At 74.2% G+C, this 21,724-nt stretch carries 15 protein-coding genes; 9 read left to right on the top strand and 6 right to left on the bottom strand.

Annotated features, from left to right (window positions below):
• Window positions 1-149: 149 nt before the first annotated feature.
• From ACWD4U_RS05705 to ACWD4U_RS05690, 4 genes are all read right to left on the bottom strand, one after another.
• Window positions 150-725: a MarR family winged helix-turn-helix transcriptional regulator gene (locus ACWD4U_RS05705; RefSeq protein WP_363451580.1), complete on the bottom strand. Its 576-nt coding sequence runs from the start codon at window positions 723-725 to the stop codon at window positions 150-152.
• A 261-nt stretch (window positions 726-986) separates the two neighbouring features.
• Window positions 987-1,766, bottom strand: coding sequence for a VOC family protein (locus ACWD4U_RS05700; RefSeq protein ID WP_363451582.1), 780 nt, complete (start codon window positions 1,764-1,766; stop codon window positions 987-989).
• A gap of 112 nt (window positions 1,767-1,878) precedes the next feature.
• Entirely contained in the window at window positions 1,879-4,116 is a 2,238-nt protein-coding gene (locus tag ACWD4U_RS05695) for a PP2C family protein-serine/threonine phosphatase (protein WP_363451584.1), read from the bottom strand.
• Window positions 4,117-4,262: 146 nt separating this feature from the next.
• Window positions 4,263-4,853: an O-methyltransferase gene (locus ACWD4U_RS05690; protein ID WP_363451586.1), complete on the bottom strand. Its 591-nt coding sequence runs from the start codon at window positions 4,851-4,853 to the stop codon at window positions 4,263-4,265.
• A 160-nt stretch (window positions 4,854-5,013) separates the two neighbouring features.
• Between ACWD4U_RS05690 and ACWD4U_RS05685 the strand changes: the two genes are divergently transcribed.
• The 7 genes from ACWD4U_RS05685 (at window position 5,014) to ACWD4U_RS05655 (ending at window position 16,349) form a co-directional block, all read left to right on the top strand.
• A complete protein-coding gene (locus ACWD4U_RS05685) occupies window positions 5,014-5,574 on the top strand; it encodes a DUF421 domain-containing protein (RefSeq protein ID WP_363451588.1) in 561 nt (186 codons plus the stop codon).
• Window positions 5,575-5,804: 230 nt separating this feature from the next.
• Window positions 5,805-7,766, top strand: a complete 1,962-nt coding sequence (locus ACWD4U_RS05680) for an APC family permease (RefSeq protein ID WP_363451749.1) — start codon at window positions 5,805-5,807, stop codon at window positions 7,764-7,766.
• A gap of 152 nt (window positions 7,767-7,918) precedes the next feature.
• Window positions 7,919-11,731, top strand: a complete 3,813-nt coding sequence (locus ACWD4U_RS05675) for a Pls/PosA family non-ribosomal peptide synthetase (protein ID WP_363451590.1) — start codon at window positions 7,919-7,921, stop codon at window positions 11,729-11,731.
• 28 nt (window positions 11,732-11,759) lie between these two features.
• Complete coding sequence (locus ACWD4U_RS05670) at window positions 11,760-13,094, top strand: M1 family metallopeptidase (protein ID WP_449787113.1); 1,335 nt, start codon at window positions 11,760-11,762, stop codon at window positions 13,092-13,094.
• 77 nt (window positions 13,095-13,171) lie between these two features.
• Window positions 13,172-13,435: a dsRBD fold-containing protein gene (locus ACWD4U_RS05665; RefSeq protein ID WP_363451594.1), complete on the top strand. Its 264-nt coding sequence runs from the start codon at window positions 13,172-13,174 to the stop codon at window positions 13,433-13,435.
• A 52-nt stretch (window positions 13,436-13,487) separates the two neighbouring features.
• On the top strand, window positions 13,488-14,894 hold the full coding sequence (gene lpdA / locus ACWD4U_RS05660) for a dihydrolipoyl dehydrogenase (protein ID WP_363451596.1): 1,407 nt from the start codon (window positions 13,488-13,490) through the stop codon (window positions 14,892-14,894).
• A gap of 111 nt (window positions 14,895-15,005) precedes the next feature.
• Window positions 15,006-16,349, top strand: coding sequence for a DUF2252 domain-containing protein (locus ACWD4U_RS05655; RefSeq protein ID WP_363451598.1), 1,344 nt, complete (start codon window positions 15,006-15,008; stop codon window positions 16,347-16,349).
• 69 nt (window positions 16,350-16,418) lie between these two features.
• Here the strand turns inward: ACWD4U_RS05655 and ACWD4U_RS05650 are convergent, their stop codons facing one another.
• Complete coding sequence (locus tag ACWD4U_RS05650) at window positions 16,419-18,908, bottom strand: ATP-dependent Clp protease ATP-binding subunit (RefSeq protein WP_363451600.1); 2,490 nt, start codon at window positions 18,906-18,908, stop codon at window positions 16,419-16,421.
• Window positions 18,909-19,160: 252 nt separating this feature from the next.
• Between ACWD4U_RS05650 and ACWD4U_RS05645 the strand changes: the two genes are divergently transcribed.
• Together ACWD4U_RS05645 and ACWD4U_RS05640 are read left to right on the top strand one after the other, a co-directional pair.
• Window positions 19,161-20,093, top strand: a complete 933-nt coding sequence (locus ACWD4U_RS05645; RefSeq protein ID WP_363451602.1) for a polysaccharide deacetylase family protein — start codon at window positions 19,161-19,163, stop codon at window positions 20,091-20,093.
• A gap of 31 nt (window positions 20,094-20,124) precedes the next feature.
• Window positions 20,125-21,159 carry a GNAT family N-acetyltransferase gene (locus ACWD4U_RS05640; protein ID WP_363451604.1) on the top strand — a complete coding sequence of 345 codons (1,035 nt, stop codon included), beginning with the start codon at window positions 20,125-20,127 and terminating at the stop codon, window positions 21,157-21,159.
• 12 nt (window positions 21,160-21,171) lie between these two features.
• On the opposite strand, the gene ACWD4U_RS05635 is transcribed toward ACWD4U_RS05640, so the two are convergent.
• On the bottom strand, window positions 21,172-21,594 hold the full coding sequence (locus ACWD4U_RS05635) for a YchJ family protein (protein ID WP_363451607.1): 423 nt from the start codon (window positions 21,592-21,594) through the stop codon (window positions 21,172-21,174).
• Between the last annotated feature and the right edge of the window lie 130 nt (window positions 21,595-21,724).

The following is a 21,724-nucleotide window of genomic DNA, read 5'->3' as shown; positions in this document are numbered from 1 at the left end:
CCTCGCTTTCGTGGGAGCGACGGGAAATGGTCGATCGCTAGGACTCCTCACTGAAAAATCGATGAGGAGTCCTAACTGCCACGACGCTAGCCCGCCCGCGCCGGATCGCGCAAGCATCCCCCGGGCCGGGCAGGCGGATTGACCGACCGTCAGCCCGCCTGGTGCTCGGGGCAGTCCACCCGCAGCGCCTCGGGCGCCAGTGGCGAGTGCAGCAGGTCGCACCAGTCGCCGTCGGCCTCGGTGCGGTGGAAGCGGCAGGTCAGGCAGGTCCGGGCGACGGTGATCCGGCCGGTGCGGTGCAGTGAGGCGATCGCCTCCAGCAGTACCCGCAGCGCGCCGGCCTGCTCGGCGTCCGAGGCGGTGCCGAGCCCGGCCGCCAGCGGCTCGCTCCAGTGGTGCAGGCGCTCCGCGACATCCCGGCCCGGCGCGGTCGGCAGCCAGGCCGCGCGCCGCGAGTCGCCGGGATCGGGCACCGACTCCAGCAGGCCCTTGCGGACCAGCGCCGCGGCCGCGTCGCTCACCGTCGGCGCCGACACCTCCAGCCAGCGGGCGAACGACCCCGTGGACTGCGGTCCCGCGCCCGGCGTGGTGACGCGGAGCAGCAGCTGCGCCTGGGTCACCGACAGGCCCTCACGCCGCGCGGCGTCCCGCAGCATCGCCCGCCCGGCGTCCCCGAGCCGCTCGATCGCGTCGATCAGCCGCCGGTCCAACCCGCGCTCCGCCACACCGCTCCCCTCCGGCCCGCCCACCGCGGCGGCCCCCTGCCCCACCCCACCCGGCCGGGGCAGGGGGCCGCCCAGTCTAGTGGCCGCTCCCGCCCGTGGAACCGAACGCGACCCGCCCACCCGAGCGGTCCGGGCGAACGGGTCGAATCCCAGCGTCATGCGTCCTACGTCGTGCGTCATGCGTCATGCGTCCTACGTCGTGCGTCATGCGTCATGCGTCCTACGTCGTGCGTCAGACGTCGAACGTCGTGCGGCGCGGGCCTACAGCGGAGTGGGCTTGATCATCGCGAACGGCGCGCCCTGCGGGTCGGCGACCACGGTCATCCGGCCGGCCATCATGTCGAACGGCGGGGCCAGCACCGAGCCGCCGGAGCGGACCAGGGCGTCCACCATGGAGTCGGTGTCGTCCACCGCGAAGTAGGTCAGCCAGTGCGGCGGGGTGCCGGGCGGGTCGTTGTCCTGGGTCATCGCCCCGGCCACGGCCCGGCCGCCGACCCGCATCTCCCAGTACTTCTCGGCGCCCTCCATCGGCACCACCTCGATGCCGAGCGCCTCGCCGTAGAAGGCGGTGGCGGCCTCGACGTCGGTGGTGTGCAGCTCGTTCCAGGTCACCGCGCCGGCCTCGTTGACCACCTGCGCGCCGAAGAACTCGCCCGGCTGCCAGACGCCGAACACCGCGCCCTGCGGGTCCGCGGCGATCAGCATCCGCCCGAGCGCGCCGACGTCCATCACCGGGGCGAGCAGGGTGCCGCCCGCGCCGACGATCGCGTCCTGGGTGGCCTGCGCGTCGGTGGTGGCGAGGTAGGTGGTCCACACGGTCGGCGGCTCGGGCATCCCTTCGGGCGCCATCGCCGGGCCGATGCCGGCCGCGGCCTTGCCGTCCAGCTCGCAGACCGCGTACCCGCCGAACTCGGCCGGTCCGGGCTGGCCCTGCCAGCCGAACAGGTCGCGGTAGAAGTCCAGCGCCGCCTGCTGGTCCTTCGCCATCAGATCGACCCAGCACGGAATGCCGGTCGCGTACGGAGTGGTGACTTCGGGCATCTGTCGCTCTTTCTGGTGAGGCCCCCGCCTGCGTCCCCCGCCTGCCACCCTCGCGTCGCCGCCCGGAATCCGCCACTCGGGCACCGCCTGCCAGGGGGGTCCTGACGGTCGCTCAGGCGGGGAGCCGGGTCAGCGCGATCAGCGCGATGTCGTCGGCGAGGTGGTGGGTCCAGTCCCGGACGTCCGCGGCCAGGTCGCGGACCAGCTCGCGCGGGTCGGCGGCGCGCAGCGCGGCCAGCCGCTCGCCGAGCGGGTAGAACTCGCCGGAGGAGTTGCGAGCCTCGCTGAGCCCGTCGGTGTGCAGCAGCAGCGCCGAGCCGTCCGGCAGTGCCAGCGGGGTGGGGACGGGGGCCGGGCCGGCGCCCAGGGCGCCGAAGCCGAGCGGCAGCATCGCGGGCACCGGGGTGTCGCGGACCTCGCGGGCGTCCACCCGCAGTGGGGTGAGGTGCCCGCAGTTGACCACCTCGACCTGGTCGACGCCGTCGCGGTGCTGGAGCAGCAGCGCGGTGGCGAACAGCTCGTCGTCGCGGCGGGCGGCGGCCAGCCGGGTCAGCTGCCGGTCCAGGCGGGCGGCCAGTTCGCCGAGGTCGGCGGTCTCGTGGGCCTGCGAGCGGAAGCAACCGAGCAGGTCGGTGACGGTCTGGACGGCCTGCAGGCCCTTGCCGCGGACGTCGCCGATCAGCAGCCGGGTGCCGTGCGGGGTGCGCAGCGCCTCGATGAAGTCGCCGCCGATGCCGGTGCCCGCGGTGGCCGGCTGGTAGTGCCCGACCAGCCGCAGCTCGCCGAGGCGGTCCGGGATCGGGTGCAGCACCGCCTCCTGCAGCGCGATCTCGCTCGCCCGCACCCGGGCGAGGCGCTCCGACTGCTGCCGGCGGCTCCACGCCGCCACGCCCATCGCCGCGCCCACCGCGAGCGCCGCCACCGACGCCCCCGGGCGGTCCGCCACCCGCGCACCAGCGAGCGCCTCCAGCAGGACGTGCTGCAGTCCGGCCGCGGCCGCCACCGTCACCGCCACCACCGGGCGGCCCAGCAGCATCGCGACCAGCGCGACCACCGCCGTCGCCACCCACAGCACCTCGTCGAGCCCGCCCGGGCTGCCGTCGCCGGTCAGCAGTGCCGAACTGCCCGGCACGGCCTGCCCCAGCACCCCGCCGAACAGGATCGCCATCGGGTACAGCGCCAGCGCCGACGCCCGGTTGCGATCCGGCAGCGCGGCCAGGAACCCCGCCAGGTACGGGATCTGCGCCAGCACCATGCCGAAGCCGACCAGCACCGCCACCGCGCCCGCCACCAGCGCCGCCTGCCCCGGCTCGGCGGGCAGGAAGTGCAGCGCTGCCAGCCCGACCGCCGCCAGCGGCAGGCCCAGCGAGGCGCCGGTCAGCGGCGTCGGCCGCCAGTGCCGGGCCATCAGGCCCGCCGCGAGCATGCCCAGGCCGTACCCCGAGATCGACAGCGTCATCTGCTGCACCGACACCCCGCGCGCCGCCAGCAGCACCGGAACCGCCGCGGTCAGCGCCAGCTGGGTGAACCCGAGCGTCAGGCCCGCCGCCGCCGCGCCGCCCGCCGCGCGGGCCGGGACCCCCGTGGGCGCGGGCCGACGGTCCGTCAGCACCGCCCAGGCCCGGCCGCCCGCGAACAGCGCCGCCGTACCGGCCAGCAGCGCGCCCACCCACGCGTTCGGCCAGCCCCACAGCGGGCCCAGCTCCAGCCCGGCGACCAGCAGCAGCGCCGCCACCGCGAGGCCCGGGCCGACGAACGCCGTGCCGCGCGGCCGGGGCGTCCGGACGGCGGCGGGGGCGGGCACCAGCCGTAGCGAGGCCACCGCCAGCAGCAGCGCCGCCGCCGGGATCACCGCCTCGCCCAGCCGCCAGCCCGCCGCGGCGTCCACCCGTACGGCGAGGTTCACGCCCAGGACGAACACCGCCGCGACGGCTGCCACCGCGCCGCCCACCACGCCGGTGATCCGGCCCGGCAGGTTCAGCACCGGGATCGACGCCAGCGCCGCGAGCAGCACCCCGGCCGAGGCCCCGTCCTCCAGGGCCCGCCCGGCCAGGTACATCCAGGTGTGTCCGGCCGCCGCGGTCAGCGCGCCGCCCGCCGCGACCAGGCCCAGGCACCAGCGCAGCACCCGCGGCCACCCCCAGCGGTCCACCGCGCGGCCGGCTCCCAGCAGCGCCGTCAGCATCGCCAGCGCCACCGCCAGCTGGGCGGCCACCGCGTCCCGGCGGCCGATCCCGAACTCCGCCGCCGCTCCGGCCGTCATCGCTCCGTGCATCAGCGGCAGCAGCACACAGAGCGAGGCGGCGGCCGCGAGCAGGAAGCGCACGGCGCGCCGCGGGGTGCCGGTCACCTGGGCCTCCTTCGGCAGGTCTCGTGAAAGCCAGGGTTTCAGAGACCCGGGAGGGCCAGAAGGGAAGAAGGTCACATTCGTACTATTTATTGCTTATGTCCTGGTTTGCGCCAGCCTGGACGTTCTCGGCCCGGCGGCGGGTGTGCTCACGCCCTCCGGGTGGCGAGCAGCAGGCCGGTCGAGCAGTCGAGGTACGTCGCGTGCAGGTCGGGGTGGGCGAGGAGGTGGGTGGTGAGGGCGGCGGCCTTGGGGGCGTGGTCGGCGGGCCAGGCGGGCTGGGGGAGGAGGTCGTCGACCAGGTAGGTCGCGCCGGGGGCCAGTAGGGCCAGGGCCTGCTCGAGGTGGGTGAACTTGCCGGGCCAGGTGTCGGCGAAGATCAGGTCGAACCGACGGCCCGCGAGGCGGTCGAGCAGGGCGGCGCCGTCGTCCTGGACGAGTTCGATGCGCGGGTCGGCGCCGAGGTGCGAGGTGGCGACGGCGACCAGTGCGGGGTCCTGCTCGACGGTCAGCAGGGTGGCGTCGGGGGTCATCCCGCTGAGCAGCCACGCGGCGCCGACGCCCGCGCCGGTCCCGAGCTCCAGGATGCGGCCGCCGGGGCGGGCGGCGGCGAGGCTGCGCAGCAGCTGACCGGTGGTCAGGTCGCAGGACATCTCGAAGCCCAGCGCGGTGCAGGACGCGGTGATCGCGGCGAGCACGGCGGGGTGGCTGTCCGGGGTGAGCGGGCGGGTGTCGGTCACGACGGTCCTTCCGGTCGGCGAGTGGCCGACACGGTAGTGACCGCCCGCCGCCCCGGCCCGGAATTCCGCAGGGTGGACACCGCCCGACGGCTTGGGCCGTCCGGGGGAGTGCGGGCGTGGGATCGGACGGTTGATCACACCGGTGCCTACGGTGGCGGGCATGTGGCAGGACATGTTCGTCGCGGGGATCTCGTACGGGGAGAAGGCCCTGCGCACCGTGATGGTGTACGTCGCGCTGCTGGTGCTGCTGCGCGTGATCGGCAAGCGCGGGCTGGCGCAGCTGAACAGCTTCGACCTGGTGGTGATGCTGCTGCTGTCGAACGTGGTGCAGAACGCGGTGATCGGCCCCGACAACTCGGTCAGCGGCGGGCTGTTCGGCGCGGTCGTGCTGCTGCTCACGGACTGGCTGCTGGTGCGGCAGGCGGTCCGGTGGGACTGGTTCAACCGGCTGCTGGACGGGACGCCGACGGTGCTGGCGCGCAACGGGGTGTACGACCGGAAGGTGATCGCCAAGCAGGGCGTCCGGAAGGCGGACCTGGACGTGGCGATCCGGCATCAGGGCGGTGACGCGGTGGAGGAGACCGCGCTGATCGTGCTGGAGCCGGGCGGGACGCTGCTGGTCGAGCTGAAGGACGGTGACCAGGTGGCCGACAAGGACGACGTGGCGGCGATCCGGGCGGCGCTGGCGGCGATCGAGGCCCGGCTGCCCACTGCCCGCTGACCGTTTCGTCCCGTTATCCGCCTCGGGTCGGGCGATATTGACGGATCCTTAACGGTGGCCCTGAAGCCGAAAACGCCTTCGATTCGATCATCGACAGTGCCTCTGGCCTGCGGAAATGATGCCCTCGCCATAGTTGGACAGTCGGATTGTCTTCACGGTGGCGGCCAATACGCTCCCCTCTTGTGTTCAACGACCCCCAGGCGCTCAAGCGCCTCGTGATCGGCCGGGCGATGCGCAGCGAGGAGCTCGGCGAGACGCTGCTGCCCAAGCGCCTCGCGCTGCCGATCTTCGCCTCCGACCCGCTGTCCTCCGTCGCGTACGCGACCGGCGAGATCCTGCTCGTCCTCACCGTGGGCGGCACCGCGTTCCTGTACCTGACGCCGTGGATCGGCCTCGCGGTGGTCGGCCTGATGGCCGTGGTGGTGATGTCCTACCGGCAGGTGGTGCACGCCTACCCGTCCGGCGGCGGCTCGTACGAGGTGGTGTCGAAGAACCTCGGGGCCAACGCGGGCCTGGTGGTGGCCGCTTCGCTGCTGGTCGACTACGTGATGACGGTGGCGGTGTCGGTCGCCTCGGGCGTGGACAACATCATCTCCGCCTTCAACGGCCTCGCCGACCACCGGGTCGCGCTGGCGATCGGCTTCGTGGTGCTGCTGACCGCGGTGAACCTGCGCGGGGTGCGGGAGTCCGGGCGGGCGTTCGCCGCGCCGACGTACCTGTTCATCGGCGGCATCCTGCTGATGGTGGTGACCGGCCTGGTCCGGCTGGCGTTCGGCGACGGCCCGCAGGCCGCGACCGCGGGCCTGGGCATCCAGGCGGTGGACGGCAAGGACGCGCTGCAGGGCCTGGGCCTGCTGATGCTGGGCCTGCGGGCCTTCGCCTCCGGCTGCACCGCGCTGACCGGCGTCGAGGCGATCTCCAACGGCGTGCCCGCCTTCCGCGCCCCGAAGTCCCGCAACGCCGCCTCCACCATGGCGGTGATGGGCGTCGTCGCGGTGGTGATGTTCGCCGGCGTCACCGTGCTCGCGCTCACCTCGCACGTCCACTACGTCGAGGACGCCTGCCGGCTCACCGGCCTGGCCGGGGACTGCCACGCCTACACCCAGCAGACCGTGATCGCGCAGCTCGCCGCGTCCGTCTTCGGCGGCTCCGACACGGTGCTCTTCTACTTCATCCAGGCGGTCACCGCGCTGGTACTGATCCTGGCCGCGAACACCGCGTTCAACGGCTTCCCGCTGCTCGCCTCGATCCTCGCGCAGCACCGCTACCTGCCCCGGCAGATGCACACCCGCGGCGACCGGCTGGCCTTCTCCAACGGCATCATCGCGCTCGCCCTGGTGGCCGGCGGACTGCTCTGGTTCTACCAGGCCGACGTCACCAGCCTGATCCACCTGTACATCCTGGGCGTCTTCACCTCCTTCACGCTGTCCCAGATCGGCATGGTCCGGCACTGGAACCGCGCCCTGGCCACCGAGAGCGACCCCGCGGTGCGCGGCGCCGCCCAGCGCTCCCGGATCATCAACGGGCTCGGCGCCGTCACCACCGCGCTGGTGCTGGTGATCGTCCTGATCACCAAGTTCACCCAGGGCGCCTGGCTGGCGGTGGTCGCCGCCCTGCTGCTGTGGCTGGCCATGCGGGCGGTGCGCCGGCACTACGACGCGGTCGCCGCCGAGCTCGCCGTCGAGGACCCCGCCGCCGACGCCTCCCGGCCGGAGCGGGTGCACGCCGTGGTGCTGGTCTCGAAGCTGCACAGGCCGACCCTGCGCGCGCTCGGCTACGCGGAGGCGTTCCGCCCCGACACCCTGGAGGCGGTCACCGTCGCCGTCGAGCCGGACGCCACCGAGGACCTGCGCGGCCAGTGGGCGGCCGGCGGGATCGGCGTGCCGCTGAAGGTGCTGGACTCGCCGTTCCGCGAGATCACCAAGCCGGTGGTGGCGTACGTCCGCGAGCTGAGGGCCGGTCACCCGGGCGACGCCGTCGCGGTGTTCATCCCCGAGTACGTGGTCGGCCACTGGTGGGAGAACCTGCTGCACAATCAGTCCGCGCTGTGGCTGAAGAGCCGACTGCTGTTCACCCCCGGCGTGATGGTGATCAGCGTCCCCTGGCAGCTCACCTCCGCCCCCCGGGCGGACCGCCCGGCCCGCCGTGCGCCGGGCGCGGTGCGCCGCGGAGAGCCCACCCGCACCCGGTAGCCGGGCCTGCGTAGACGGCCGCCTGACACCCCGTCAGGCGGCCCCGTTCCCGGGATTCGAACGGGACACCGGTAGACTTGCCCAGGTTGTCTTGCTTTTCGACGCCTTCGGTGCACCGCCGGGGAACCCAGGACGAGGACCGTGTGGCTCTGATGACCGCTTCCGACACCGCGCTCTACCGTGCCCGCCCGGCGGCCGATCCGCGCACCCTGGTCGACGTCCTGGCCGCCACCGCGGCAGCCCATCCGCACGAGCCCGCCCTCGACGACGGCCACGTCACGCTGAGTTACGGCGAGCTGGCCGCCGAGGTCGAGCGGGTCCGCCGCCACCTGGCGCGGGCCGGTGTCGGCCTCGGCGACCGGGTCGGCATCCGGGTCCCGTCCGGCAGCAACGAGCTGTACGTCGCGATCCTGGCCACCCTCGCCGCGGGCGCCGCGTACGTGCCGGTCGACTTCGAGGACCCGGACGAGCGCGCCGAGCTGGTCTTCGGCGAGGCCGACGTCAACGCGGTGATCGGCGCCGAGTACCGGCTGGACCGGCTCAAGCCGTCCGGGAACGAGGCGCAGCGCCCCACCCCCGAGCACGACGCCTGGATCATCTTCACCTCCGGCTCGACCGGCAAGCCCAAGGGCGTCGCCGTCAGCCACCGCAGTGCCGCCGCCTTCGTGGACGCCGAGGCGGCGATGTTCCTCCAGGACGAGCCGATCGGGCCCGGCGACCGCGTGATGGCCGGCCTGTCGGTCGCCTTCGACGCCTCCTGCGAGGAGATGTGGCTGGCCTGGCGGCACGGCGCCTGCCTGGTGCCGGTGCCGCGCTCCCAGGTGCGCAGCGGCGCCGACCTCGGGCCGTGGCTGGCCGAGCAGGAGATCACCGTGATCTCCACCGTGCCGACGCTGGCCGCGCTGTGGCCCGCCGAGGCGCTGATCGAGGTCCGGCTGCTGATCTTCGGCGGCGAGGCCTGCCCGCCCGAACTCGCCGAGCGGCTGGTCACCGAGGGCCGCGAGGTGTGGAACACCTACGGCCCGACCGAGGCCACCGTGGTCGCCTGCGGCGCGCTGATGACCGGTCAGGCCCCGATCCGGATCGGCCTGCCGCTGGACGGCTGGGAGCTCGCCGTCGTCGACGAGGCCGGCGAACCCGTACCGATGGGCGCCAGCGGCCAGCTGGTGATCGGCGGCGTCGGCCTGGCCCGCTACCTCGACCCCGAGAAGGACGCCGAGAAGTACGCGCCGCTGCCCTCGCTGGGCTGGGAGCGCGCCTACCGCAGCGGCGACCTGGTGCGCGCCGACGCCGAGGGCCTGGTCTTCCTCGGCCGCGCCGACGAGCAGATCAAGCTCGGCGGCCGCCGGATCGAACTCGGCGAGGTCGACGCCGCCCTGCAGGCGCTGCCCGCCGTCTCCGGCGCGGCCGCCGCGGTGCGCACCGCGCGCAGCGGCAACCAGCTGCTGGTCGGCTACCTGGTGGTGCAGGACGGCTTCGACCGGGACGCCGCGGTGACCCGGCTGCGCGCCGAGCTGCCCGCCGCCCTGGTGCCGCTGCTGGCCACCGTCGACCACCTGCCGACCCGCACCTCCGGCAAGGTCGACCGCAACGCGCTGCCCTGGCCGCTGCCCGAACTCGAACAGTCCGGGCCCGCGCAGGACCTGTACGGCACCGAGGCGTGGCTGGCCGAGCAGTGGGCCGAGATCCTCGGCACCCAGGTGCGCACCGCCGACGACGACTTCTTCGCGATCGGCGGCGGCTCGCTGGCCGCCGCCCAGCTCACCACCCTGCTGCGCGGCCGCTACCCGGCCGTCTCGGTGCTCGACATCTACCAGCAGTCCACGCTGCGCAAGCTGGCCCGGCTGCTGGAGAACTCCGCGCAGGCCGACGGCACCAACCGCACCGTCGAGCCGACCCCGTGGACCGCGCAGCTGGTGCAGGTGCTGACCATGCTGCCGCTGGCCGCGCTGACCGGACTGCGCTGGAGCCTGGCGCTGGTGACCCTGGGCACCGTGCTCCACCTGATCGGCGACTACCCGTGGGCGCCCACCGCGCCCTGGTGGCTGATCGCGGTCGGCGCGGTGCTGCTGTACTCGGCGCCCGGCCGCCTCGCCATCGCGGCGGGCGGCGCCCGGCTGCTGCTGCGCGGCGTCGGCCCCGGCCGCTACCCGCGCGGCGGCAGCGTCCACCTGCGGCTGTGGGCCGCCGAACGGCTCGCCGAGGCGTCCGGCGCGACCGAGCTCTCCGGCTCCTGGCTGAACCGCTACGCCCGCGCGCTCGGTTGCCGGGTCGCCCCCGACGTCGACCTGCACGCGCTGCCGCCGGTCACCGGCCTGCTGCGGCTCGGCAAGGGCTGCGCGATCGAGAACGAGGTCGACCTGTCCGGCTACTGGCTGGACGGCGACCGGCTGGAGATCGGCGCGCTGCGGCTCGGCGCGGGCGCGGTGGTCGGCACCCGCTCCACGCTGCTGCCCGGCGCCAAGATCGGCAAGCGCGCCGAGATCGCCCCCGGCTCCGGCGTCACCGGCGCCGTCCCGACCGGCCAGCGCTGGGCCGGCGCGCCCGCCGCGAAGACCGGCAAGGCCGAGCGCGGCTGGCCCAAGCAGCGCCCGCCGCACACCCGCACCTGGTCCGCCGTCTACGGCCTGACCGGCTTCGGGCTCTCCGCACTGCCGCTGCTCGCCGCCCTGCCGGGCCTGCTGATCGCCGGTCAGTTCGTGCACCCGGGTGACGGCCTGTCAGCCGCGCTGCGCGGCGCGCTGATCGCCCTGGTGCCCGCCACCCTGTCGTACGGCCTGACCTACGCGGCGCTGGTGCTGGCCGGGGTGCGCGTGCTGTCGCGCGGGCTGCGCACCGGCTACCACCCGCTGCACGGCCGGGTCGGCTGGCAGGCCTGGACGGTCAGCCAGCTGATGGACCTGGCCCGCGACACGCTCTTCCCGCTGTACGCCGGACTGATCACCCCGGTGTGGCTGCGACTGCTCGGCATGCGGATCGGCAAGGGCGTCGAGGCCTCGACCGTGCTGGCGCTGCCCAGCCTGACCAAGGTCGGCGACGGCGCGTTCCTCGCCGACGACACCCTGATCGCCCCGTACGAGCTGGGCGGCGGCTGGCTGCGGATCGGCCGGGCGGAGATCGGCAAGCGGGCGTTCCTCGGCAACTCGGGCATGACCGCGCCCGGCCGGGCGGTGCCGGACCGCGGCCTGGTCGGCGTGCTCTCCGCGACGCCGAAGAAGGCCAAGCGCGGCAGCTCCTACCTGGGCATGCCGCCGGTGAAGCTGCCGCGGGCCGCCGACACCGCCGACCTGTCGCTGACCTACGACCCGCCGACCCGGCTGCTGTGGGCCCGCGGCCTGACCGAGCTGGGCCGCATCGTGCCGGTGCTGGCCTCCGCGGCGCTCGCCGTGCTCAGCACCGCCGCGCTCTGCGCGCTGGACGCCCCGTGGCTGTCCGGCCTGGTGGTGCTGGGCGCCGGACTCGCCGCCTGCCTGGTCTCTGCGGCCGCGAAGTGGCTGCTGGTGGGCAGGTTCCGGGCCGTCGAGCACCCGCTGTGGAGCAGCTTCGTGTGGCGCAACGAGCTGGCCGACACCTTCACCGAGGTGCTGGCCGTGCCGTGGCTGATCGGCCGCGCCGCGGGCACCCCGGTGATGAACCTGTGGCTGCGCTCGATCGGCGCCCGGATCGGCCGCGGCGTGTGGTGCGAGAGCTACTGGCTGCCCGAGGCGGACCTGGTCACCCTGGGCGACGGGGTCAGCGTCAACCGCGGCTGCGTGCTGCAGACCCACCTCTTCCACGACCGGATCATGCGACTCGATACTGTGGAGCTCCGCGCGGGCGCCACCCTCGGCCCGGGCGGGATCGTGCTGCCCGGAAGCACCGTCGGCGAGCGCTCCACCCTCGGGCCGGCCTCGCTGGTGATGCGCGCCGAGACGGTGCCCGCCGACAGCCGTTGGCTGGGCAACCCGATCGAAGCCTGGCAGTAACCCGTTGACCAACCCCGTGTCCGGAGAGATGCCACCGGTGAGCCCCAAGCACGACACCGCCGCCGACCCGTACTTCCCGGCCAGCGGTGACCCGCGCTACCGCGCGCACCGCTACGAGCTCGCCCTGGACTACCGGCCCGGCCCGAACCGGCTGGCCGGCGCCGCCCGGATCAACGCGATAGCCGGCGGCGCCGCGCTGCGCGAGTTCGCCCTCGACCTCGCCGACTTCAAGATCGGCAAGGTGCTGGTGGACGGCCGCGCCGCCCACTACGCGCACCGCGCCGGCAAGCTGCGGATCAAGCCCGCCAAGGCGCCCGCCGCCGGGGCGCTGTTCACCTGCGAGGTGCACTGGTCCGGCAACCCCCGGCCGGTGCGCAGCCCCTGGGGCGGGATCGGCTTCGAGGAGCTGGAGGACGGCGCGCTGGCCGCCTCCCAGCCGACCGGCGCGCCGTCCTGGTTCCCCTGCAACGACCGCCCCGCCGACAAGGCCGCCTACCAGCTGACCGTCACCACCGCGTCCCCGTACAGCGTGATCACCGGCGGGCGGCTGCTCAGCCGCACCACCCGCTCCTCCGCCACCACCTGGGTGTACGAGCAGCCCGCGCCGACCGCCAGCTACCTGGTCGGCCTGGCCGTCGCCCAGCTGCGCGAGGTCCGGCTCGCCGAGCCGGGGCCCGGCGTGGTGGCGCAGACCGGCTGGGTGCCGCAGCCGCTGGTGGCGAACTTCGAGCACGACTTCGCCCGGCAGCCGCAGATGATGCGGCTGTTCGAGGAGCTGTTCGGCCCGTACCCGTTCGGCGAGTACACGGTGGCCGTGGTCGACGAGGAGCTGGACGTCCCGGTCGAGGCGCAGGGCATGGCCACCTTCGGCCGCAACCACGTCGACGGCGGCCGCGGCTGGGAGCGGCTGGTCGCCCACGAACTCGCCCACCAGTGGTTCGGAAACAGCGTCACCATCGCGGACTGGCGGCACATCTGGCTGAACGAGGGCCTGGCCAAGTACGCGGAGTGGCTGTGGTCCGAGCACACCGGCGGCCCCGCCGCGCAGCACAAGGCCGCCGACGCCCACCTGCAACTGCGCAACCTGCCGCAGGACCTGCGGATCGGCGACCCCGGCAAGCGGCACATGTTCGACGACCGGGTGTACGAGCGCGGCGGCCTGGTGGTGCACGCGCTGCGGGTCGCCCTCGGCGAGGCCGCGTTCTTCCGGCTGCTGCGCGACTGGGCCACCGCCTACCGCCACGCCACCGTCACCACCGCCGACTTCACCGCGCACGCGGCCCGCTACACCGACCGCCCGCTCGGCCCGCTCTTCGACGCCTGGCTGAACCACGGCCTGCTGCCGCCGCTGCCCGGCATCTGACCCGCCGCTCCCGTTTGCCGCCCCCGCCCCCGCCGCTCCAGGCTGGGACGGGGGCCGCACACACCGGGAGGTGCACCATGCACAAGCAGTGGGACGTCCGGCTCAGCTTCGACGAGGACGGCACGCACACCAGCTGCCAGGCCAGCCTGATCGGCCAGGGCGCGCCGGGACTCGCCGGACACGGGCAGGCCGAACGCAGCACCCAGGACCGGCCGGTGTCGCGGATCGGCGAGGAGCTCGCCGCCGCCCGCGCGCTGGGCGCCCTCGCCGAGCAACTGCGCGACCAGGCGGCGGGGGAGGTGGACCGGGAGAGTCACCGGGTCGGGTACCTGATGTACTGACCCCATGGCCGCGAGGCCATCGCCGTCCACCCTCACCGAAGGATCGGGGAACATGAGCACGCACTACGACGTGGTCGTCCTGGGCGCCGGCCCCGGCGGCTACACCGCCGCCGTCCGCTCCGCCCAGCTCGGCCTGCGCACCGCCGTCATCGAGGCCAAGTACTGGGGCGGCGTCTGCCTCAACGTCGGCTGCATCCCCTCGAAGGCGCTGCTGCGCAACGCCGAGCTGGCCCACACCGTCCTCAAGGAGGCCGACGTCTACGGCCTGAAGGTCGACGGCAGCGTCAGCTTCGACTACGGCAAGGCGTTCTCCCGCAGCCGCACCGTCGCCGACGGCCGGGTCAAGGGCGTGCACTACCTGATGAAGAAGAACGGCATCACCGAGTACGACGGCCGGGGCACCTTCGTCGACGACCACACCCTGCAGGTCGCGCTCACCGCCGGCGGCTACGAGATGGTCACCTTCGACCACTGCATCATCGCCGCCGGCGCCACCACCCGGCTGCTGCCCGGCACCGGGCTCAGCGACCGGGTGGTCACCTACGAGGAGCAGATCCTCACCGAGCAGCTCCCCGGGTCGATCATCATCGCGGGCGCCGGCGCGATCGGCGTCGAGTTCGCGTACGTGCTGCACAACTACGGCGTGCAGGTCACCATCGTCGAGTTCCTGGACCGGATGGTGCCGCTGGAGGACGCCGAGGTCTCGGCCGAACTCGCCAAGCAGTACCGGAAGCTGGGCATCCAGGTGCTCACCTCCACCCGGGTCGACGCGATCGACGACTCCGACCCGAACAAGCCGGTCCGGGTCACCGTCACCCGCGACGGCAAGCAGGAGGTGCTGGAGGCCGACAAGGTGCTCCAGGCGATCGGCTTCGTCCCCCGGGTCCACGGCTACGGCCTGGAGACCACCGGTGTGAAGCTCACCGAGCGCGGTGCCATCGCGGTCGACGGCCGCGGCCGCACCAACGTCGAGCACATCTTCGCGATCGGCGACGTCACCGCCAAGCTGATGCTGGCGCACGCCGCCGAGGCGATGGCGGTGATCGCCGCCGAGACCATCGGCAAGGCCGAGACCATGGAGATCGACTTCGTCATGGTCCCGCGCGCCACCTACTGCCAGCCGCAGATCGCCAGCTTCGGCTACACCGAGGCGCAGGCCCGGGACCTCGGGTACGCGGTCAAGGTCGCCAAGTTCCCGTTCACCGCCAACGGCAAGGCGCACGGCCTCGGCCACACCGCCGGCTTCGTCAAGGTGATCTGCGACGAGACCCACGGCGAGTTGCTCGGCGCGCACCTGATCGGCCCCGAGGTGACCGAGCTGCTGCCCGAGCTGACGCTGGCTCAGCAATGGGACCTCACCGTGCACGAGGTCGGCCGCAACGTGCACGCCCACCCGACCCTGGGCGAGGCGGTCAAGGAAGCGATCCACGGCCTCGCCGGGCACATGATCAACATGTGATGCCCCCGTCCGGGTGAGCCGGGGCCGCCCCGGCGCCCTCCCGCGGTACGGGAGGGCGCCGGGGCGGTACCACTTCCGTCCCGACCACGTGGACGCGAGGAGCTTCGCCCGATGGACACCCCCTACCTGACGGTCGCCGAACGGACCGAGATCGGCCGCGAGGCGCGCCGCCGGGCGCCCCGCTCCACCATCGGACACTGGCGTCCCGCCGCGGACCGCGCCGACCCGGTGGCGATCCTCCAGGAGCAGGCCGTCGACCGGGTCCCCGAGCTGGTGCCGATCCGCTACGGCCGGATGGCGGCCTCCGCCTTCGCCTTCCTGCGCGGCGCCGCCGCCGTGATGGCCGCCGACCTGGCCACCGGCTCGGACACCGGACTCACCGTCCAGCTCTGCGGCGACGCCCACCTGGTCAACTTCGGCGTCTTCGGCTCCCCGGAACGCATCCAGCTGTTCGACCTGAACGACTTCGACGAGACGCTGCCGGGCCCGTTCGAGTGGGACGTCCAGCGCCTCGCCGCCAGCCTCGCCGTCGCGGCCCAGGAGAACGGCGAGACCCCGGAGGCCGGGCACCAGGTCGTGCTGGCCGCCGTCCGCGCCTACCGCGAGCACATCCGCGAACTCGCCGGACTCGGCGAACTCGCCGTCTGGTACCAGCGGATCGACGCCACGGACCTGCTCGGCCAGCTCAAGGGCAAGCGCCGCCGCCGGGTCGAGAGCGGCCTGGCCGCCGCCCGCCGCCGCGACAGCCTGCAGGCCGCCGGAAAGCTCACCGAGGTGGTGGCCGGCCGCCGCCGGATCATCGAGCAGCCCCCGCTGATCCAGCACTTCGGCGTCGACGACGACGAGGTCATCGGCATGCTGCGCGACTACCGCGCCACCCTGCCCGAGGAGCGCGGCAACCTGCTCGACCGGTACGAGTACCGCGACGCCGCGATGAAGGTGGTCGGCGTCGGCAGCGTCGGCACCCGGTGCTTCATCGTGCTGCTCCAGGGCCGCGACCACCACGACCCGCTGATGCTCCAGGTCAAGGAGGCCCAGCAGTCCGTCCTGGAGCCCTACCTGACGGCCAGCCAGTACCCGCACGCCGGGCAGCGGGTGGTCGCCGGCCAGCGCCTCACGCAGGCCGCCGGGGACATCTTCCTCGGCTGGATGACCGGCCCCGGCGGACGCCACTTCTACTGGCGCCAGCTGCGCGACATGAAGGGCTCCGCGGAGGTCGGCGCGATGACCTCCGGCGGCCTGCGCGCCTACGCCCGGCTCTGCGGCACCGCCCTCGCCCGCGCCCACGCCCGCTCCGGCGACCGCATCGCGATCGCCTCCTACCTCGGCCGCGGCGACACCTTCGACCGCTCCGTCGCCGCCTTCGCCCACCACTACGCCAAGCTCAACACCAAGGACCACGAGCGCCTGACCCAGGCCATCGCCACCGGCGAGGTGCAGGCGGAGAACGTCTAGCGCAACACCCGGCGGCCGGACTCCGGGTACTCGAGGAGCCGGCCGCCGTAGCGTCGTCGAGGCGGGGGGTCAGGAGGCGGGAGGGCGGCCGATCGAGCAGACCAGGTCGCCGTTCTCGGCGTCGGCGACGATCGTGTCGCCCGGCCGGAGGTCGCCGGAGAGCAGCATCGAGGCGAGGCGGTTGTCGAGCTGGGTCTGGATGGTGCGGCGCAGCGGGCGGGCGCCGAACTCGGGCTGGTAGCCGCGGTCCACCAGCCAGCTGCGGGCCGCGTCGGTGACCTCCAGCTCCATGCCCTGGGCCTTCACCCGGCGCTCGGAGTTGGCGAGCATCAGGTCGACGATCCGCAGCAGGTCGTCCTCGGCGAGCGCGTCGAAGACGATGATGTCGTCGATCCGGTTGAGGAACTCGGGCAGGAACCGCCCGCGCAGCTCCTCCATCAGCCGGTCGCGGATCTCCTCGGTCTCGCCCCGGTGCGAGAGGATCAGCTGCGAGCCGATGTTGGAGGTCATGATGACCACGGTGTTGCGGAAGTCCACCGTCCGCCCCTGAGCGTCCGTCAGCCGCCCGTCGTCCAGCACCTGCAGCAGCGCGTTGAAGACGTCGGGGTGTGCCTTCTCCACCTCGTCGAAGAGCAGCACGCTGTACGGGCGGCGCCGGACCGCCTCGGTGAGCTGGCCGGCCTCCTCGTAGCCGACGTACCCGGGCGGCGCGCCGACCAGGCGGGAGACGGTGTGCTTCTCCTGGAACTCGCTCATGTCGAAGCGCACCAGCCGGTCCTCGTCGCCGAAGATCAGCTCGGCGAGCGCCTTGGCCAGTTCGGTCTTGCCGACGCCGGTGGGGCCGAGGAAGAGGAAGGAGCCGACCGGGCGGTTCGGGTCGGCCATCCCGGCCCGGCTGCGGCGGACGGCCTCGGAGACCGCGACGACCGCCCGGTCCTGGCCGATCACCCGGGCGTGCAGCTCGTCCTCCAGCTTGAGCAGCCGGGCTTTCTCGTCCTCGGTCAGCTGGGACACCGGGATGCCGGTCCGCCGGGACAGCACGTCGGCGACGTCGTCCACGGTCACCTCGACCACGCCTTCGCGGCGCTCCTCGACCTCGGCGACCTGGGCCTCCAGGTCGGCGATCCGGGCCTTCAGCTCGGAGGCGCGGGCGAAGTCCTCGGCGGCCACGGCCTCGTCCTTCTCGCGGCGCAGCTTGGCGAGCTCGTCCTCGCGGGAGACCGCCTCGGTGGAGCGGCCGACGCCGCGCAGCCGGACCCGGGCGCCGGCCTGGTCGATCAGGTCGATCGCCTTGTCGGGCAGGAAGCGGTCGCTGACGTACCGGTCGGACAGATCGGCGGCGGCGCGCAGCGCCTCGTCGGTGAAGCGGACCTGGTGGTGGGCCTCGTAGGAGTCGCGCAGGCCCTCCAGGATCTGCACGGTCTCCTCGACCGAGGGCTCGGGGATCAGCACGGGCTGGAAGCGGCGCTCCAGGGCGGGGTCCTTCTCGATGTGCTTGCGGTACTCGTCGATGGTGGTGGCGCCGATGACGTGCAGCTCGCCGCGGGCGAGGGCGGGCTTGAGCATGTTGCCGGCGTCCATCGCACCCTCGCCGCCGGCGCCCGCGCCGACCACGGTGTGCAGCTCGTCGATGAACAGGACGGTCGAGTCGGCGGCCTCGCGGACCTCGTCGATGACCTTCTTCAGCCGCTCCTCGAACTCGCCGCGGTACTTGGAGCCGGCCACCAGGCCGGCCAGGTCGAGCGAGACCACCCGGCGGTCCTTGAGGGTGCCGGGGACGTCGCCGGAGACGATCCGCTGGGCCAGGCCCTCGACGATGGCGGTCTTGCCGACGCCGGGCTCGCCGATCAGCACCGGGTTGTTCTTGGAGCGGCGGGAGAGGATCTCCACGGTCTGCTCGATCTCCTCGGCCCGGCCGACCACCGGGTCGAGCCGGCCGAGCTTGGCGTCCTCGGTGAGGTCGCGGCCGTACTCGTCGAGGGTGGGCGTCCGGCTCTCCTCCTTGACGGGGGTGCGGTCGCCGCGGGCGGCGGCCTCCACGCCGCGCTGCAGCCGGGACGGGTCGCCGCCCTGGGCGGCGAGGGCGCGGCCGGCGGCCGAGTCGGAGTCGTCGAGCAGCGCGGCGAGGATGTGCTCGGGCCCGATGTAGGAGACCCCGGCGGCCTGGGAGCGGGCGTGCGCGCCGATCAGGACGCGTTTGGCGGCGGGGGTGAGGCCGGGCGCGACGGACGGGTCGGCGCCGCCGGCCGGCAGCGAGCGCTCGAGTGCGGCGGCCAGCTTGTCGGGATCGACGCCGGCCTGGGCGAGCAGGGTGCGGGCGGGGTCGGTCCGGGTGGCGGCCCACAGCAGGTGCGGGGTGTCCAGGTCGGTGCTGCCGTCCTCCTGGGCGCGCAGCTCGGCGCGGCCGATCAGGTCGCGGGCCGACTCGGTGAGCAGCCGGCCGATCGGGACGCGCTGCACGGCGGGCGGCGAGGCTGCGGCGTTGAGACCGAAGAAGCGGTTGAGCAGTTCGGAGAAGGCGTCGTCGGAGCCGAGTGAGCCGAAGCCGGGCATGGTCATCTGGGGGCACTCCCACGGGGGACGGGCGGCGGTCCCTTGAACTATGTCAATCCGTCATATCCACCGCAAAAGCTGACGATCCGGACAGGTGTCGAGGCGTCAGGCCGACGGATCCGCCCCCGCGTTCCCAGCTACCTTTCAGGAACTTGGGACAGGCATTACCTCCGCATGGGAATGTGATGGCGGAACTTCCACGGGCACCCCGGGCCGGCGCGGTCCGGGGTGCCCGTGCGCGCCGTCCGAGGGGGAGCCATGCCGACCACCGACCCGGCCGCGCGGCGGCGCGGGATCGACGCACTGCTGCGGCGATCCCCCCTCCAGCCGGTCTTCCGGGCCCGGGCGGCCCGCCGGCTGGCGGTGCTCGCGTACCACGGCATCGAGGACGAGGCCGCGTTCGCCGCCCAGATGGAGCGGCTGGCCCGCACCGCCCACCCGGTCGGCCTGGACGAGGTCGCCCGGGCCGCCGAGCACCGCCGCCCGCTGCCCGCCCGCAGCGTGCTGGTCACCTTCGACGACGGCGACCGCACCGTCCTCACCCGCGGCCTGCCGGTGCTGGCCCGGCTCGGCATCCCCGCCGCCGCGTACGTGATCACCGACCTGGTCGGCGGCGACCAGCCGTACTGGTGGACCGAGGCCGCCCACCTGGTCGCCCACGGCGGTCGCACCGCACCCCTGCACGGGCTCGGCCCGGGCGCCGCGGTGCGCCGGCTAAAGACCCTGCCCGACGCCGAACGGCTCGACGCGCTGGCCGAGTTGCGCGCGACCGCGCGCCGACCGGCGCCCCGGCAGCGGCAGTTGAGCCGGGAGGACCTGCACCGGCTGGCCGACGGCGGCGTGGCGATCGGCAACCACACCGCCGGGCACCCCTGCCTGGACCGCTGCGCCGATGCCGAGACCGCCCGCCAACTCACCTGCGCGCACGATACGTTGACCCGGTGGATGGGCCGGGCCCCGACCTCCTTCGCCTACCCCAACGGCAACCTCGACCCGCGGGCCGAACGGCTGCTGCGCGAACTCGGCTACCGCACCGGCTTCCTGTTCGACCACCGGCACGACGACCTGGCCCCCGCCGACCGCCTGCGGATCAGCCGGCTCCGGGTCAACTCGCACACCGGCCGCGACCGCTTCGACACCATCCTGTCCGGTCTGCACCCGGCCGTGCACCGGCTGCGCGGCGGGCGCTGAGCACCAGCCGTACCCGTCCCGGGGGAGAGCCGTGAACCCAGAGATCCACCGCACGCCCGAGCTCGACGCCCGCCTGGTCGACGACTGGCGGGAGCTGGCCGCCGCCGACCCGGCCGGGTCGTACTTCGTCACGCCCGACTGGCAGCTCGCCTGGTGGCGCACCCTGGGTGCCTCCCGCCCCGGCGAACTGGCCGTGTGGCGCGGCGCCGACGGCCGCGTCGAGGCGGTGCTGCCGCTGCTGACCGTCCGCCAACGCCTGCACCACCGGCTGCCGGTGGCCCTCCCGGTGCTCACCCTGCTCGGCACCGGCCCGGGCGCCGCCGACCACTGCGGGCCCGCCGTCCGCCCCGAACGGCGCGCCGAGGTCCGCGACTGGCTGGCCCGCCGCGCCCGCACCGCCACAATCTGGCTGCCGAACCTCGACCCCGCCCACACCGACCTGCTGCCGCCCGGCGCCCGCCCGGTCACCCGCAGCGCCTGCCCGCGCGCCGACCTCACCGCCGGGCCCGACGCGCTCGGCTCCCGCGACTTCCGCGCCGCCAACCGCCGCGCCCACCGCCGCCTCGCCGCCGCCGGGGTCACCTTCCACTGGCGCGCACCCGGCACCGCCGAACCCGCCCTGCTCGACGAGCTGCTGCGCCTGCACCGGCTGCGCCGTCAGGCCGTCGCGGGCGGCGCCAGCAGCTTCGACGCCGGCCGCCTCGCCCTGCACCGCGCCCTGGCCGGGAGCGCCACCCCCGACCGCGGCCCGGCCTTCCAACTCGCCTACCACCGGGACGAACTGATCGGCGTCCTGTACGGCTTCCGCTGGCAGGACGGCTTCGCGTACTACCAGATCGGCTGGGACCCGCAGTGGGCCGCGCACTCGCTCGGCACCGCGCTGATCGACGCCGCCCTGCGCAGCTGCGCCGCCCAGGGGCTGCACACCTTCGACTTCCTGCGCGGCGACGAGGAGTACAAGTACCGCTTCGGCGCCGCCGACCGCACCGACACCGGCTGGCTGCTGCCGCACGGCGCGACCGGCGCGCTGCTCGGCCTCAAGCACCGCCTGCCCAGGGGCGGGTGACGCCGCGTCGGCTCAGGCCCGCACGGCCCCGTCCAGGTACACCCACTCGCCCTGGTGCCGCACGAAGCGGCTGTTCTCGTGCAGCTCCCCGGCGTGGTGGCCCTCGCGGTAGTGCGCCCGGAACTCCACCGTCCCCTCCTGGTGGAACGGCCCGCCCTCGGAGGCGCCGAGGATCTCCAGCCGCTCCCAGCGCAGCGCCGGGTCGAAGTCGACGGAGGCCGGCCGGGTGTCCGGGTGCCAGCTGCGCAGCAGGTACGGCTCGTCGTGCACGGCGAAGGCGCTGAACCGCGAGCGCATCAACTGCTCGGCGCTGCCCGCGGCGGCCTCGCCGCGGTGCAGCCGCCCGCAGCACTCCCGGTACGGGGCGCCGCTGCCGCACGGGCAGTCGACGGGCGGCGGGACGGCGGCGGGGCGGGGGGTGCGACGGCGTGCCATGGCACCCATTATCGCCGCTCGCGCGCCCCCTCCGGCGCGGCGCGGGCGACGGGCACCGGGGCTCGGGGCACGATGGGCGGGTGCCACGCCGCGGGCCACGGGAGGTGACCACCGCGCGGGCACGGGACGT

The sequence above is a fragment of the Kitasatospora sp. NPDC002522 genome, assembly GCF_053595195.1.
Note: the sequence above shows the minus strand (reverse complement) of the source record. Positions and strands in the feature narration are given on the sequence as shown.